Raw genomic sequence first — 13,950 nt, 5'->3', positions numbered from 1 at the left:
GGAAATGAACATGTCAAAACAATTACAAACATCTGCTGAATTTATCCAATCGAAACTTACATCAGCTCCAAAAATAGGTTTGATCTTAGGTTCTGGTCTAGGTATTCTAGCTGAAGAAATTCAAAATCCGGTTGTTATTCCATACTCAGATATTCCTGAGTTTCCTGTTTCCACTGTAGAAGGTCACGCTGGTCAGCTTGTTATTGGTGAACTGGCTGGAAAACAAGTAGTAGCGATGCAAGGACGTTTTCATTATTACGAAGGGTACTCAATGGAAAAAGTAACGTTCCCTGTTCGTGTGATGAAACTGATCGGTGTAGAAACAATCGTTGTAACGAACGCTGCAGGCGGGGTGAACAAGGATTTTGAGGCTGGAGACCTTATGCTGATCACGGATCATATCAATAACTTCGGCAACAATCCGCTAATTGGTGCAAATGATGATTCGTTTGGCGTTCGTTTTCCAGATATGAGTGAAGCTTACACGTTATCACTGCAAGATATTGCGCGCAATGTAGCAAAAGACTTAAACATCTCATTAAAAGAAGGGGTTTACGCTGGAAATACAGGCCCTTCCTATGAAACACCCGCAGAAGTAAGAATGCTTCGTGTATGGGGAGCAGATGCTGTTGGCATGTCTACGGTTCCAGAAGTAATCATCGCTCGTCATGCTGGAATGAAAGTTCTGGGTATTTCTTGTATTTCTAATATGGCTGCAGGAATCCTGGATCAACCGTTAACACATGATGAGGTAATGGAAACAACAGAGATGGTAAAATCCAATTTCCTTTCTTTAGTTAAAGGAATCGTTAAGGAAATCTAAGGGTTCAGTCGTATAGGTTCCAAAGTATTTTAATTAACTTTTTAAAAAATATCTTCATATGTAAAGTGATAAGAAAGTGGTGCTATTAACATGAGAATGGTTGATTTGATTCAAAAAAAGCGTGATGGAAAAGAACTAACAAAAGCGGAGATCGATTTTATTATTCAAAACTATACAAACGGTGATATTCCTGACTATCAGATGTCTGCATTTGCCATGGCTGTATATTTTAAAGATATGACTACTGAAGAACGGGCTCATCTAACAATGGCGATGGTTGAGTCAGGTGATCAGATTGATCTTTCTGCGATCGAAGGGATTAAAGTAGACAAGCACTCAACAGGCGGAGTTGGTGATACAACCACTCTTGTGCTAGCTCCTCTAGTTGCTGCGCTTGATGTACCTGTAGCGAAAATGTCTGGAAGAGGACTTGGCCATACAGGTGGAACAATCGATAAATTAGAAGCTGTTCCTGGATTCCACGTTGAGATCGACAACCAAGAATTCATTGATTTAGTAAATAAAAATAAACTTGCTGTTATCGGACAAAGTGGAAACCTTACACCTGCTGATAAAAAGTTGTATGGACTTCGTGACGTTACGGCAACGGTTAACTCAATCCCATTGATCGCGAGCTCTATCATGAGTAAAAAGATCGCAGCTGGTGCAGATGCAATCGTACTTGATGTAAAAACAGGTGCAGGAGCATTCATGAAAACTCCAGAAGATGCAGAAGAACTAGCGAACGCGATGGTAAAGATCGGGAATGCAGTAGGACGTAATACGATGGCCGTTATCTCTGATATGAGCCAACCTCTAGGACTGGCGATCGGAAATGCTTTAGAGATCAAAGAAGCGATCGATACGCTTAGTGGCAAGGGACCAAAAGATCTTGAAGAGCTTTGCTTAACATTAGGTTCTCACATGGTATATCTGGCGAAAAAAGCAGATTCTTTAGAACAAGCACGTGAGATGTTAAAAGAAGTAATCGCTTCAGGAAAAGCGCTTGAAACGTTAAAAGTATTCTTAAAAGCTCAAGGTGGAGACGAATCAGTAGTAGATCATCCTGAAAGAATGCCACAAGCTGCGCATACTTTTGAGTTGACTGCAGACGAAGACGGCTATGTTTCTGAAATTGTTGCAGACGAGATTGGAACTGCTGCTATGATTTTAGGTGCGGGACGCGCAACTAAGGAATCAGAGATCGATCTTGCTGTTGGTTTGATGCTGAACAAGAAAGTTGGAGATCGCGTTTCAAAAGGTGATTCACTCGTTACGATCTACAGCAACACTGAGAATGTAGAAGATGTGAAGAAGAAGATCCGTGATGCTTATACGATCTCAAAAGATGCTGTAGAAGCTCCTCCGCTCGTATACAAAGAAATTAAAAAATAATGGATGTGCAAGGTGACTCAAGAGTTCAAACTCTTGAGTCATTTTTTTATCTTCAAGAACTTTGAAATGGTTGGAAGATCCGGTATAAAGTGAAAAATTATGGAAAAAATATAACTATATGAATGGAGGGAACTGTATGAAAGGCGTTATTTCAGGTCTACTAAGTATTTGTTTGCTGGCTTCATTTGCAATTCCAAAAGCTGATGCAGCAGAAAAATCAAAAGAAAAGATAAAGCTTGCAGAACAGAGCCACTCAGCCATTTTAATGGAACAAGATAGTGGGAGTGTATTGTTCGAAAAGAATAGCCATGAGAAGCTGCCGCCAGCGAGCATGACAAAAATCATGACGATGATATTGATCATGGAAGCGATCGATAAAGGTAAGATCAGCTGGAACGATAAGATCCGTGTAAGCGAATATGCGGCGAGCATGGGTGGATCTCAGATCTTCCTTGAACCTGGTGAAGAGATGCGTGTAGAAGACATGGTAAAAGGTATAGCGATCGGAAGCGCTAACGATGCATCAGTCGCTATGGCTGAACATATCGCGGGTTCTGTTGATTCTTTTGTAAATCGTATGAACGATAAAGCGAAAGAACTCGGTTTAAACGATACCTTCTTTAAAAATCCTACGGGCCTTCCTGCAGCAGGTCATTACACATCTGCTCATGATATGGCGATCATGGGAAAAGAACTTCTTAAACATGAAGAAGTAACAAAGTTCACGGGACTTTATGAAGATTATTTAAGAGAAGAAACCGACAAGAAGTTTTGGCTTGTTAATACAAACAGACTTGTAAAATTTTATCCTGGTGTAGATGGATTGAAAACAGGTTTTACGAATGAAGCAAAATATTGTTTAACAGCTACAGCAAACAAGAACGGTATGAGAGTAATCGCAGTTGTTATGGGAGCACCTTCTCCTAAAGACCGAAACGCACAGGTCACGTCAATGTTAGACTATGCTTTTACTCAGTTCTCAACGAAAAAACTCTATGCAAGGCATGAGATCGTAAAAGAAGTTAAAGTCCAGAAAGCAGAAAAGTCTAAGCTTCCTGTCGTTACTTCTGAACATATTTCTCTTTTATTGAAAAGAGGCGAGACAGCAAAAAAAGTAAAAACAGAAGTAAACGTAGATAAAGATTTGAAATTACCGGTTAAAAAGGGACAGCAGATTGGTTCTTTAAAAATTTACAACGGGAACGAGCTCATTACTGAAAGTCCAGTATTGGCATCAGAGACGGTGAAAAAAGCATCTTGGTGGAAACTTTTTAAACGAACAGCAGGACAAATGTCAAAATCCTCATAACTTACAAGGTTTCTTGACAGTTATAGGCGAATTCCCACTAGTTTTGTCAAGAGTGAAGGAATTCGTCTTTTTTTATAGAAAATTCACGTTATCCAAAAAAGAAGGAGAGGATAGCGTGGGATTAGCTGTCAATTTGGAACTTAAACACACCGTATTATGCATCCGCTTAGACGGAGAACTTGATCACCATACAGCAGACATGCTTCGGTCACAAGTTGAAGATTATTTGAGGAAGCATACGGTAAATCATATTGTCTTAAATTTAGAAGGTTTGAGTTTCATGGATAGTTCAGGGTTAGGCGTTATATTAGGGCGTTATAAACAGATCAAGAGTCAGAATGGTGAGATGGTGGTATGCGCCATATCTCCAGCGGTAAAACGTCTTTTTGAGATGTCAGGACTATTTAAGATTATCAAGCTTGAAGAAGATGAAGAGCTTGCCCTTCAGGCTTTGGGGGTGGCTTAAAATGAGAAATGAGATGAAGATTCAGTTTTCAGCGTTAAGTCAGAATGAATCTTTCGCGCGTGTGACGGTTGCTGCGTTTATCGCACAGATCGATCCGACTGTTGATGAACTGACAGAGATCAAAACAGTTGTTTCTGAAGCGGTAACGAATGCGATCATTCACGGATACGAGAACAAAGCGACTGGCATGGTTTATATTGAAGCCGCTATTGAAGAAGATACGATCCACCTCACGATTCGTGACGAAGGATTAGGGATTCGTGATCTTGATCAAGCAAGGCAGCCCCTTTATACATCTAAGCCTGAGTTAGAACGCTCAGGAATGGGTTTTACGATCATGGAGAATTTTATGGATAGTGTAGAAGTCATCTCAGAACCGTCTTACGGAACAACGATTCATTTGACAAAATACTTAACCAAAAATAAAGCTATGTGTAATTAAGGGAGTATGTCTATGGATGTCGAGGTGAAAGGCAGCAAAAGTGAACCGTTTCTTAAGGATGAAGAGATTAAGTTATTGATCAAACAGAGTCAGGATGGAGATCAGTCAGCACGTGATACGATTGTTGAAAAGAACATGCGGCTTGTCTGGTCTGTGGTTCAGCGCTTTTTAAACAGAGGTTATGAAGCTGATGACCTCTTTCAAATCGGCTCTATCGGGCTATTAAAATCTGTTGATAAATTTGATCTTTCGTATGATGTTAGGTTCTCCACCTATGCGGTGCCTATGATCATCGGTGAGATACAGCGCTTCATCAGAGATGATGGAACTGTTAAAGTCAGCAGATCATTAAAAGAGACCGGTAACAAAGTGCGTAAAGCAAAAGATGAACTTTCTAAATCACTTGGGAGAACACCTACCATTTCAGAAGTGGCAGAATTTCTAGAGATCGCAGTGGAAGATGTTATTATGGCGCAGGATGCTGTACGAGCACCACAGTCGATTCATGAAACTGTTTATGAGAATGATGGTGATCCCATTACACTGCTCGACCAGATTTCCGATCATTCGGAAAACAAGTGGTTCGATAAGATCGCGTTAAAAGATATTATGGATAAACTTGATGAGAGAGAACGGCTGATTGTTTATTTAAGGTATTTTAAAGACCAAACGCAATCCGAAGTAGCCGACCGGCTGGCCATTTCTCAAGTTCAGGTATCCAGACTCGAAAAGAAAATATTATTGTTTATGAAAAACCAGATGGAGACTTAAACGTCCTATCTGGTTTTTTTGCTTTTTTCAAGAACCTGTAAGAGAGTTGATCTCCGCTCCAGGTTGCACGCTTTCCATGGGGCGAACGGTGAGCCTCCTGCCGCTTTGCGCCATTAGGAGTCTCCACCTGCACGCTCGTCCCATAGGAGTCGGCAACCTTCCGCTCCAATCAACTTTCAATGGAGTAGAAAAAAGCATTTAAAAGCAAAACGTGTAGAAAAACCTTTTATTCAGGCGTTACATCAAGAGGCTTGTTCAAGATTATTGATCTTTAGTATTAATTCACAAATTAAAGTTTCTACAGCTTTTAGCATTACCTATAACATCACTGATTAAGTTGAAAGGAGTGAAAGATGAGCTTCTACCGCTATCCGTAGTAAAAGTCTACACTAGTCTTAGCCCTTCGAGATTAAAGGTGAACAGTTAAGAAGGTAAACTGCGCATTCATTTCCCGGCCAATTTTGAATATCGGTCCTTAACTTGCCACTTTTTTTAGACTGTCTTGTCCGCTTCAAGGTTCTATTCTTGCTCCTCCCTCTAGAAAGGTAATCCTTCCGAAGTGAGCTCCCTGTTAACACTTGCCTTGCAGAGAAGATTCTCATGTGGCAGGCAACTTTTGCGCTCCAATCAACTTGAATAGGAAATGAAAAAGAAATTTTAAAAGCCTTTTATTCACGAATTTAACCAAGAGTCTTCTGTACTTAAGTTATGACTTTCAAACTAAAGTTTCAACATCTTTAATGTTACCTAAACTTCGCTGAATAGGTTGATTGTAGTGTAAGGTGCGAGACTCCTGCGGGACGAGCGGTCAGGTGAGACACTTAGAGGCGCAAAGCGGCAAGTGGCTCACCGGTCGCCCCGCGGAAAGGGAGTACCTGAAACGGAAATAAACCACTTTCAAAAATATCCATAAACCACTAAACGTGTTTTTGTGGTAGTTTTTGGATGTTGTTACATGTGAAGCATGATAAGAATTCTTCAATCGCATACTAAACACAAATGCGCTTAGAAAGAGGTGAAGTGAAAATTGGATAAAACAGTATACCTGCGTATGCGTCAACGTGTACAGGTCATTCAGCATCAGAAAGTCACGATTGGTGGAGTTGCACAGGTCGTAGCATCTGATGAATTAGAAGAAACCATCAAGGGATATGTTATCCACGAAGTAACCCCTGAAGATAAGCATTTGATTGTGATCGATGTCATGCGTGTGATCGCTACGATTCAAAAGAAAAAGCCAGGCTTAGACGTCCAGACCATCGGACCAGCACAATCGATTCTAGAGATTCAAATGCAACAAAAAAAGCTGGCTCCAGTATATTTTGTCTTGGTTTGGCTTCTCCTTTTTACTGGATCAGCTCTTGCGATCATGAATTTTCATGAAGATGTAAGCATGCAGCTTGTTCACCAGAAAATCTATTTTATGATCACGGGGCATTATAAAGAGCAGCCTCTATTACTCCAGATTCCCTATTCGTTCGGTCTCGGTCTAGGCATGATTCTTTTCTTTAACCATCTTTTCCGAAAAAGACTTAATGAAGAACCAAGTCCTTTGGAAGTTGAGATGTTTAATTATCAGCAAGACCTTGATCAGTATGTGATCGTTCATGAGAACAAAGAAACTGAGAAGAAGATCAATGGGAATTAAAGTACTGCTCGTTGCCTTTATCGGTTTTGGTGGTGGAATAACAGTAGGATCTGGTCTTGTCGCTCTTATAACGGTTCTTGGCATCGTACCTAGGCTGATGCAGCTCTCTAAAACGTATCGATATATCAGAGGTTATGAATTGAGCATCATATTAGGTGCTGTAATCGGAGGTTGGATGAATTTAAGAAACAGTTCGGTTGGGTTTCCAGCTTTCTTTCTAGTACCGATTGGTCTGTTTACCGGAATTTTTATTGGGATGTTAGCCGCAGCATTAACAGAAGTATTGAACGTACTTCCGATTCTCGCCAAAAGAGTAGGGTTCGGAGAGAAAATTATCATCATATTAATGGCGATTGTACTTGGGAAGATATCAGGATCTTTGTTTCATTGGATGTACTACATTAATCATTAAGGAGTGATTGTACGATGGCAACAAAAGAAGAGCAGCAGGCATATGCCGAGAAGATTAAGTCGATCCAGCCTAAACCGCCATATTTATTAAATTGTTTAAAAGCTTTTTTAGTAGGTGGAATCATCTGCACGATCGGTCAAGCGATCCAAATGTTTTATATGACTTACTTTAATTTTACAGAAGAAACTGCAGGAAATCCGACTGTTGCCACTCTCATTCTAATCGCTGCATTACTTACGGGGCTTGGAGTATACGACAAGATCGGTCAGTTCGCCGGTGCAGGTTCTGTTGTGCCGGTAACAGGGTTTGCTAACGCGGTTACGAGTGCGGCATTAGAACATAAAAGTGAAGGTTTAGTGCTTGGAGTGGCTACAAATCTGTTCAAACTAGCTGGAGCTGTAATAGTATTCGGAGCGGTTTCCGCCTACGTTTTTGGTATGATCCGCTACATCTTTCAGCATTTGACATAAGGAGAGACGGCATGAATTTATTAGGAAGACAAACATGGAAATTTTCAAATAATATTTACTTAAATGCTGCAGGTACAGCAGTAGGTCCGATGGAAAGCGAAGGGCCTTTAGGCAGCTATTTCGATAAAACGTATAACAACCTGCACTGCGGACAAAAGAATTGGGAACTTGCTGAACGTCAGTTGATGGAAGATGCGATCAATGCTTGTTTACAAAAAGTAAAGATGAAGCCTGAAGATATCAATTTCTTGTTGGCAGGAGACTTGTTAAACCAGATTGTTTCGGCGAACTATACAGCCAGAGGAAACGGAATACCCTTTCTAGGTGTGTTCGGGGCATGTTCAACATCAATGGAATCACTCGCATTAGGTGCGGCTTTAGTGGATGGAGGTTATGCCAATCGAATCGTAGCAGCAGTAAGCTCCCACAACGCTACAGCTGAAAGACAGTTCAGATATCCTACCGAATACGGCGGGCAAAAGCCAGATACTGCTACGTTTACCGTAACAGGTGCAGGTGCTGCACTTGTGAGCAAAGAGGTATCTGATATTAGAATCACATCAGCAACGGTTGGAAAAGTAGTGGACTTAGGAATCAAAGATCCTTTCGATATGGGATCAGCGATGGCTCCTGCAGCTGCTGACACGATCGCGGCACATTTTAAAGAGTTGGATGTACAGCCTGATGAGTACGATTTGATCGCGACAGGTGATCTATCGGGAGTGGGTGCACCGATCCTTAAGATGCTATTAAAAGAACAAGGCTATGATGTGTCTGACAATCATCGAGATTGCGGATTGATGATCTATCGCAGCGGTCAGCAAGTTTTTGCTGGAGGCAGTGGATGTGCGTGTTCTGCAGTCGTTACGTACGGGTATATCTTAGACGAGATTCGAAAAGGCAATCTGAAGAAAGTTTTAATGGTCGCAACGGGTGCCTTGTTAAACCCTGTAATGATTCAACAAAAAGAGAGTATTCCGACGGTTGCTCACGGCGTCGTTCTTGAGCGAACGGAAGGAGGGCTATAAGATGGAATTTTTTTGGGCGTTCTTAATTGGAGGAGCAATCTGTGTTGTGGGACAGCTGATGATGGATGTCATGAAGCTGACCCCCGCTCATGTAACGACTTCCTTTGTCGTTATCGGTGCACTTCTAGATGCTTTTGGTATTTACGATAATTTGATCAAATTTGCCGGTGCAGGTGCAACGGTTCCAATCACAAGTTTTGGTCATTCCCTTCTTCACGGAGCGATGGCTTCAGCTGAAGAACATGGCTTTATCGGTATTGCCATGGGAATCTTTGAGTTAACATCTGCCGGAATCTCATCCGCTGTTTTGTTTGGGTTTTTAGTAGCAGTCATCTTCGAACCAAAGGGGTGATCACATGGTGAAGAAACGGGTCATTTTCATAACGGATGGAGATCTGTATGCACTCCGAGTCGTCGAGCATGCGGCTAAACAAGTTGGAGGACGCTGTATTTCACAATCTTGGGGAAATCCAACACGAAAAAGCGGTATAGAGCTGGTAGAGATGATCCGAAAAACACCTCATGACCCTGTGCTTGTGATGTTTGATGACTGTGGGTATAAAGGAGAAGGGCCTGGCGAACATGCGATGAGGTATATTCATCAGCAGAAGGATATCGATGTGATTGGTGCTGTAGCAGTTGCATCCAAAACACATTTTACAGAATGGACAAAAGTTCATTGTTCGATGGACCGATATGGAGAATTAACAGAATTCGGTATTGATAAGAGTGGAATCCCTGACCTTGAAACAGGAAGGATAAACGGGGATACCGTCTACATCCTCGACGAATTAAATCTTCCTTTCGTTGTAGGTGTGGGGGACATCGGAAAAATGGCAGGTTTTGATTCTATTGAAAAAGGGGCTCCGATCACAGTAAAAGCGATTCAACTCATATTAGAAAGGAGCGAATCATTTGGCAACCGAAAAAAATAAAACACCGATCAGTAAGAACATCGAAGATACGGAAAGATTTTTAAAAGAACGACTCGGTATTGGTGTGAGTTTTGATGTTGGTGTAAGAAAGATCTTTGTCTTAAAAAAGGAACTTCAGCTGTATTATTGTACGGGACTCTGCGACAGTGAGTTCATCATCATGATCTATCGTGAACTGATGGATATGGATCATGGTCATCGCGCACCGAGTAAAGTAAAAGATCTCGTACATAACCACCTCGCACATCAGCAAGTAGAGATTACGAAGTCGTTGGATGAAGCAGTAGACCGTATGCTTTCAGGACTGATCGTTATATTCATAGACGGAGAAGAAGAAGCTTTTGTTGTTGATGTCAGAAGTTATCCAGGAAGATCACCAGAAGAACCAGACATTGAGAAAGTGGTCAGGGGAGCGCGTGATGGATACACGGAAAATATTATCATCAATACTGCTCTTACAAGAAGGCGTATCAGAGATGAACGATTACGGCACGAGATCCTTCAAGTGGGGGAACGGTCCAAAACAGATGTGTGTCTCGCTTATATTCAAGATGTAGCTGATCCTGGTCTCGTTGATCTGATTAGAAAAGAACTGAACTCCATTGAGATCGATGGTATTCCGATGGCAGATAAGACGATCGAAGAGTTCATTGTAAAACAAGGCTGGAACCCCTTTCCTTTAGTTCGTTACACAGAGAGACCTGATGTTGCTGCACAGCACTTGATGGAAGGTCATGTATTAATCATTACAGATACATCACCAAGTGTTATCATCACACCGACTACACTTTTTCACCATGTGCAGCATGCAGAAGAGTTTAGGCAGACGCCATTTATCGGGGCATTTTTAAGGTGGACACGTTTTACAGGGATGCTTGCTTCTGTTTTCTTAGTGCCGATGTGGCTGTTATTCTCGATGGAAGAGCAGCTGTTACCTCCTTTCATCGATTTTATCGGTCCTAATAAACATACGAATATCCCGTTGTTTCTACAGATTATCTTCGCGGAGATCGGGATTGATATTCTAAGACTCGCTGCCATTCATACACCGAGTGCACTATCGACCGCCATGGGTCTGATCGCCGCCGTATTGATCGGTCAGATCGCAATTGATGTAGGTTTATTCGTACCTGAAGTTATTCTATATGTTGCGATAGCTGCGATCGGATCCTTCTCCACACCTAGTTATGAACTGAGTATCGCAAACAAAGTCCTGCGGCTGTTCTTAATAGCCATGGTTATGCTCTTTAAAGTACCCGGTTTTATTATCGGATTTACCTTGATGGTGATCTATATGGCGACGATCAAGAATCTGAACACACCATACCTATGGCCGCTCTTACCATTTAATCCAAAAGCGTTTCTGCAGATCGTCGTTCGGATAGCTGTACCACTCTCAAAAGTTCGTCCGAGTATCGTACATCCGCAGAACACCAAAAAACAGCCAACTAATTAATCTGTCCCTTGCTGATTGTTGAAAATTGTGTTAAATTCATAACTAATTAAATATGCCTCATATGAGGTAGAGGCGCAAAACGAATGAGTAGCATATGGAGTTCTTGGAAGACGATGAAATATGTTGAAAGGTCAATTTGCCGAAGTGTAAGAAGAGCTCCATCTCTTTTTATGCTGGGCCGCTGCTGAACAAGCAACGGACTGTCACTACAACTGTAGTGGAGAGCTATTCCGACATGAGGGTACGGTTATGACAGCCTGCCTTAGTTGCGGCTGTCTTTTGTATTTGTCGGGATTGAATTCTCTATCAACAACGAGAGGGGATTTTTTGTGAATTTACACGGAACATCAAGAATTGGAGATAATCAGCATCTTTGGATCGGTGGTTTAGATACGGTAGAGCTTGCAAAAAAATACGGAACACCGCTTTATCTATATGATCTATCCTTAATTAAAAATAGAGCTAGAGGCTTTAAAAAAGCCTTCGAGGAAAATGGGGTTGGATATCAAGTCGCTTATGCCTCAAAAGCTTTTTCATCGATCGCTATGTTTCAGCTCATCGAGCAAGAAGGACTAAGTCTCGATGTAGTTTCAGGCGGTGAACTTTATACAGCACTTCAAGCCGAATTTCCACCTGAAAGAATACACTTTCATGGAAACAACAAGAGCTTAGCAGAATTAGAATTTGCCCTTACCGCTGGAGTCGGCTGTATAGTAGTGGATAACTTTCATGAGATCTCATTGTTAAAAATGCTGAGCAGCAAACTGAACAAAAAAGTAGATATCTTACTGCGTTTAACTCCAGGGATCGAAGCGCATACCCATGATTACATCATAACCGGTCAAGAGGACTCCAAGTTTGGATTTGATCTAGGAAATGGGCAAGGTGACAAGGCACTTCAAGAAGTACTTGCATTTGAAGGCTTTCGCGTTTTAGGCATTCACTGTCATATTGGATCTCAAATTTTTGAAACAGAAGGATTCACTCTGGCGATCGAAAAATTGTTCGGACATTTTAAGAAGTGGGAAGAGAGCTATAGCTATTTTCCAAGTGTCGTAAATCTTGGAGGCGGGTTCGGTATACAATATACATCAGAGGATACGCCGCTTTCTCCTGATCAGTACGTATCTGCGATGATTGAAGAAGTGAAGAAGCAGATGATTCACTTTGAAGGGCAAGATCTGCCTGAACTTTGGATCGAACCAGGCCGTTCACTCGTAGGTGATGCAGGTACGACTATCTATTCGATCGGCTCGCAAAAAGAGATCGAAGGAGTAAGACACTATGTTTCCATCGATGGTGGGATGACAGATAACATTCGTCCTGCACTCTATCAAGCAAAATATGAAGCATTCGTAGCAAATAAGATGAACGCAGAACCAACTCAAACGGTATCAATCGCAGGCAAATGCTGTGAGAGTGGCGATATGTTGATCTGGGACATCGACTTGCCAGAAGTATGTGATCACGACTTCTTAGCTGTTTCCTGTACCGGTGCTTACGGGTATAGTATGGCGAGCAACTACAATAGAATCCAACGGCCGGCTGTGGTTTTTGTAGAGAACGGTGAAGAACAGCTGGTAGTAAAGCGTGAATCGTATGAAGACCTTATCAAGAACGATGTTCCGCTAAAATCGAATGTTTTTGTGTAAATTAGTTTACGGAGCAGCCATTTAACCGTACAATGGTAGTTGAATGAAGTAGAAGGAGGCCTGTTTTTTATGAAAAAAGGTTCAATTGAATTTGAAAACGGCGAGAAAATTGTATTTGATCTGTATCAGGAGGAAGCACCTGGAACAGTAGAAAACTTTGAAAAACTTGCAAACGAAGGATTTTACAACGGTGTAACGTTCCACCGTGTTATCCCTGGATTTGTTGCTCAAGGTGGAGATCCAACAGGAACTGGAGCTGGCGGCCCTGGTTATTCGATCCCTTGTGAAACAGAAGGAAACCCGCATAAGCACGTAGCAGGTTCTCTTTCTATGGCGCATGCTGGCCGCGATACAGGTGGAAGTCAATTCTTTATCGTACACGAGCCACAGCCGCATTTAAACGGCGTTCATACTGTTTTTGGACAAGTTACAGAAGGTTTGGAAACTGTCCTTCGTATTAAACAAGGCGATGTAATGAAAGAAGTTAAAGTTTGGGAAGAATAATTCCTAGACGAAGGAAAGCTCCGGATTCGATAAGATCCGGAGCTTTTCTATTTAAAATGATTTTTTATAAGGTTCTGTTCTTTTTCAGTTTTTGCCTGTTTCGTTCTTCAATTACAGAAGAGCGATCTCTTAATGAGTGCTTGTGAATGATAGTATCATTCGTATTGGTTTGTGACACCCAAGTTTCTTCTGTTGCATTTGCTTCTAGTAAGCATGTTTGAAATAAGTCCATCGATAGGGGAAGAGCTATAGATTCAAAAGGCTGCTTTTGCTCGATCCTTTGTATACTTCTATCGAGCAGTTCAAGAAATGGTTCAACTTCTATTCCGAGTTCTTTCAGTGCTGATTCCTCTTTTTGCAGCTTTATTTTACAACTCAGGATCATTCGTTTAGCTCCGTTATTGTTGCCGCGCCGATGGTGATATTGAGCTACTGCAAGCTGAATCAATCCAGGCCACAGATCCCCTTTCATTCCCTCGTTCTTCCAATGCTCCTCAAGCACCTCATGACATTCAAAGTAATCTTGATCTCTATGAAAATGCACCAAGTATTGTATCCATGGTTTTGGATAAGTCAATGATCGTTCACGCCCCTTACTAAGCTCGACTTTAAGTTTACCATATGCACAGCATGAATAAA

General features: G+C 41.5%; 16 protein-coding genes and 1 riboswitch. Of the genes, 15 read left to right on the top strand and 1 reads right to left on the bottom strand.

Annotated elements, in window-relative coordinates:
* Positions 1-10 precede the first annotated feature (10 nt).
* From ACNJYY_RS13305 to ACNJYY_RS13235, 15 genes are all read left to right on the top strand, one after another.
* Complete coding sequence (locus ACNJYY_RS13305; RefSeq protein WP_416728885.1) at positions 11-823, top strand: purine-nucleoside phosphorylase; 813 nt, start codon at positions 11-13, stop codon at positions 821-823.
* 90 nt (positions 824-913) lie between these two features.
* A complete protein-coding gene (locus ACNJYY_RS13300; RefSeq protein ID WP_416728884.1) occupies positions 914-2,218 on the top strand; it encodes a pyrimidine-nucleoside phosphorylase in 1,305 nt (434 codons plus the stop codon).
* A gap of 136 nt (positions 2,219-2,354) precedes the next feature.
* On the top strand, positions 2,355-3,527 hold the full coding sequence (locus ACNJYY_RS13295; protein ID WP_416728883.1) for a D-alanyl-D-alanine carboxypeptidase family protein: 1,173 nt from the start codon (positions 2,355-2,357) through the stop codon (positions 3,525-3,527).
* A gap of 115 nt (positions 3,528-3,642) precedes the next feature.
* On the top strand, positions 3,643-3,993 hold the full coding sequence (gene spoIIAA, locus ACNJYY_RS13290) for an anti-sigma F factor antagonist (RefSeq protein ID WP_197130817.1): 351 nt from the start codon (positions 3,643-3,645) through the stop codon (positions 3,991-3,993).
* Position 3,994: 1 nt separating this feature from the next.
* Positions 3,995-4,435 carry an anti-sigma F factor gene (gene spoIIAB, locus ACNJYY_RS13285; RefSeq protein WP_066395840.1) on the top strand — a complete coding sequence of 147 codons (441 nt, stop codon included), beginning with the start codon at positions 3,995-3,997 and terminating at the stop codon, positions 4,433-4,435.
* Positions 4,436-4,447: 12 nt separating this feature from the next.
* Positions 4,448-5,206: an RNA polymerase sporulation sigma factor SigF gene (gene sigF, locus ACNJYY_RS13280; RefSeq protein ID WP_144699269.1), complete on the top strand. Its 759-nt coding sequence runs from the start codon at positions 4,448-4,450 to the stop codon at positions 5,204-5,206.
* A 1,027-nt stretch (positions 5,207-6,233) separates the two neighbouring features.
* The gene (locus tag ACNJYY_RS13275; RefSeq protein ID WP_416728882.1) at positions 6,234-6,854 is read left to right on the top strand and encodes a stage V sporulation protein AA; all 621 of its coding nucleotides are present in this window, start codon (positions 6,234-6,236) and stop codon (positions 6,852-6,854) included.
* Entirely contained in the window at positions 6,844-7,266 is a 423-nt protein-coding gene (locus ACNJYY_RS13270) for a stage V sporulation protein AB (protein WP_416728881.1), read from the top strand. Before ACNJYY_RS13275 ends, ACNJYY_RS13270 begins: the two co-directional genes overlap by 11 nt.
* 14 nt (positions 7,267-7,280) lie before the next feature.
* Entirely contained in the window at positions 7,281-7,736 is a 456-nt protein-coding gene (gene spoVAC, locus ACNJYY_RS13265) for a stage V sporulation protein AC (protein WP_416728880.1), read from the top strand.
* Between the two features lie 11 nt (positions 7,737-7,747).
* Complete coding sequence (spoVAD, locus tag ACNJYY_RS13260; RefSeq protein WP_416728879.1) at positions 7,748-8,764, top strand: stage V sporulation protein AD; 1,017 nt, start codon at positions 7,748-7,750, stop codon at positions 8,762-8,764.
* A 1-nt stretch (position 8,765) separates the two neighbouring features.
* Positions 8,766-9,116 (top strand): stage V sporulation protein AE, encoded by a 351-nt coding sequence (gene spoVAE, locus ACNJYY_RS13255; RefSeq protein WP_066395822.1) that lies wholly within the window; start codon positions 8,766-8,768, stop codon positions 9,114-9,116.
* A gap of 4 nt (positions 9,117-9,120) precedes the next feature.
* A complete protein-coding gene (locus ACNJYY_RS13250) occupies positions 9,121-9,699 on the top strand; it encodes a stage V sporulation protein AE (RefSeq protein WP_416728878.1) in 579 nt (192 codons plus the stop codon).
* Positions 9,680-11,155, top strand: a complete 1,476-nt coding sequence (locus tag ACNJYY_RS13245) for a spore germination protein (RefSeq protein WP_416728877.1) — start codon at positions 9,680-9,682, stop codon at positions 11,153-11,155. The genes ACNJYY_RS13250 and ACNJYY_RS13245 overlap by 20 nt, the downstream gene beginning before the upstream one ends.
* A 59-nt stretch (positions 11,156-11,214) precedes the next feature.
* Positions 11,215-11,391: riboswitch (Lysine riboswitch) on the top strand.
* 93 nt (positions 11,392-11,484) lie between these two features.
* Positions 11,485-12,807: a diaminopimelate decarboxylase gene (lysA, locus tag ACNJYY_RS13240; protein ID WP_416728876.1), complete on the top strand. Its 1,323-nt coding sequence runs from the start codon at positions 11,485-11,487 to the stop codon at positions 12,805-12,807.
* 69 nt (positions 12,808-12,876) lie between these two features.
* Entirely contained in the window at positions 12,877-13,311 is a 435-nt protein-coding gene (locus ACNJYY_RS13235; protein ID WP_066395813.1) for a peptidylprolyl isomerase, read from the top strand.
* A gap of 64 nt (positions 13,312-13,375) precedes the next feature.
* Here ACNJYY_RS13235 and ACNJYY_RS13230 read toward each other — a convergent pair whose 3' ends face one another.
* A complete protein-coding gene (locus ACNJYY_RS13230; RefSeq protein WP_416728875.1) occupies positions 13,376-13,888 on the bottom strand; it encodes a DUF309 domain-containing protein in 513 nt (170 codons plus the stop codon).
* Between the last annotated feature and the right edge of the window lie 62 nt (positions 13,889-13,950).

The sequence above is a fragment of the Fictibacillus tiangongensis genome (genome assembly GCF_048083785.1).
Classification (GTDB): domain Bacteria; phylum Bacillota; class Bacilli; order Bacillales; family Fictibacillaceae; genus Fictibacillus.
The sequence above is the reverse complement of the archived record's forward strand: the minus strand, read 5'-3'. Positions and strand labels throughout refer to the sequence as shown.

What these genes read in the sequence shown, in the direction of transcription:
- ACNJYY_RS13305 (WP_416728885.1), top strand. Translation starts at nt 11, where the DNA reads ATGTCAAAACAATTACAAACATCTGCTGAATTTATCCAATCGAAACTT.
- ACNJYY_RS13300 (WP_416728884.1), top strand. Translation starts at nt 914, where the DNA reads ATGAGAATGGTTGATTTGATTCAAAAAAAGCGTGATGGAAAAGAACTA.
- ACNJYY_RS13295 (WP_416728883.1), top strand. Translation starts at nt 2,355, where the DNA reads ATGAAAGGCGTTATTTCAGGTCTACTAAGTATTTGTTTGCTGGCTTCA.
- spoIIAB (WP_066395840.1), top strand. Translation starts at nt 3,995, where the DNA reads ATGAGAAATGAGATGAAGATTCAGTTTTCAGCGTTAAGTCAGAATGAA.
- sigF (WP_144699269.1), top strand. Translation starts at nt 4,448, where the DNA reads ATGGATGTCGAGGTGAAAGGCAGCAAAAGTGAACCGTTTCTTAAGGAT.
- ACNJYY_RS13270 (WP_416728881.1), top strand. Translation starts at nt 6,844, where the DNA reads ATGGGAATTAAAGTACTGCTCGTTGCCTTTATCGGTTTTGGTGGTGGA.
- spoVAC (WP_416728880.1), top strand. Translation starts at nt 7,281, where the DNA reads ATGGCAACAAAAGAAGAGCAGCAGGCATATGCCGAGAAGATTAAGTCG.
- spoVAD (WP_416728879.1), top strand. Translation starts at nt 7,748, where the DNA reads ATGAATTTATTAGGAAGACAAACATGGAAATTTTCAAATAATATTTAC.
- spoVAE (WP_066395822.1), top strand. Translation starts at nt 8,766, where the DNA reads ATGGAATTTTTTTGGGCGTTCTTAATTGGAGGAGCAATCTGTGTTGTG.
- ACNJYY_RS13250 (WP_416728878.1), top strand. Translation starts at nt 9,121, where the DNA reads ATGGTGAAGAAACGGGTCATTTTCATAACGGATGGAGATCTGTATGCA.
- ACNJYY_RS13235 (WP_066395813.1), top strand. Translation starts at nt 12,877, where the DNA reads ATGAAAAAAGGTTCAATTGAATTTGAAAACGGCGAGAAAATTGTATTT.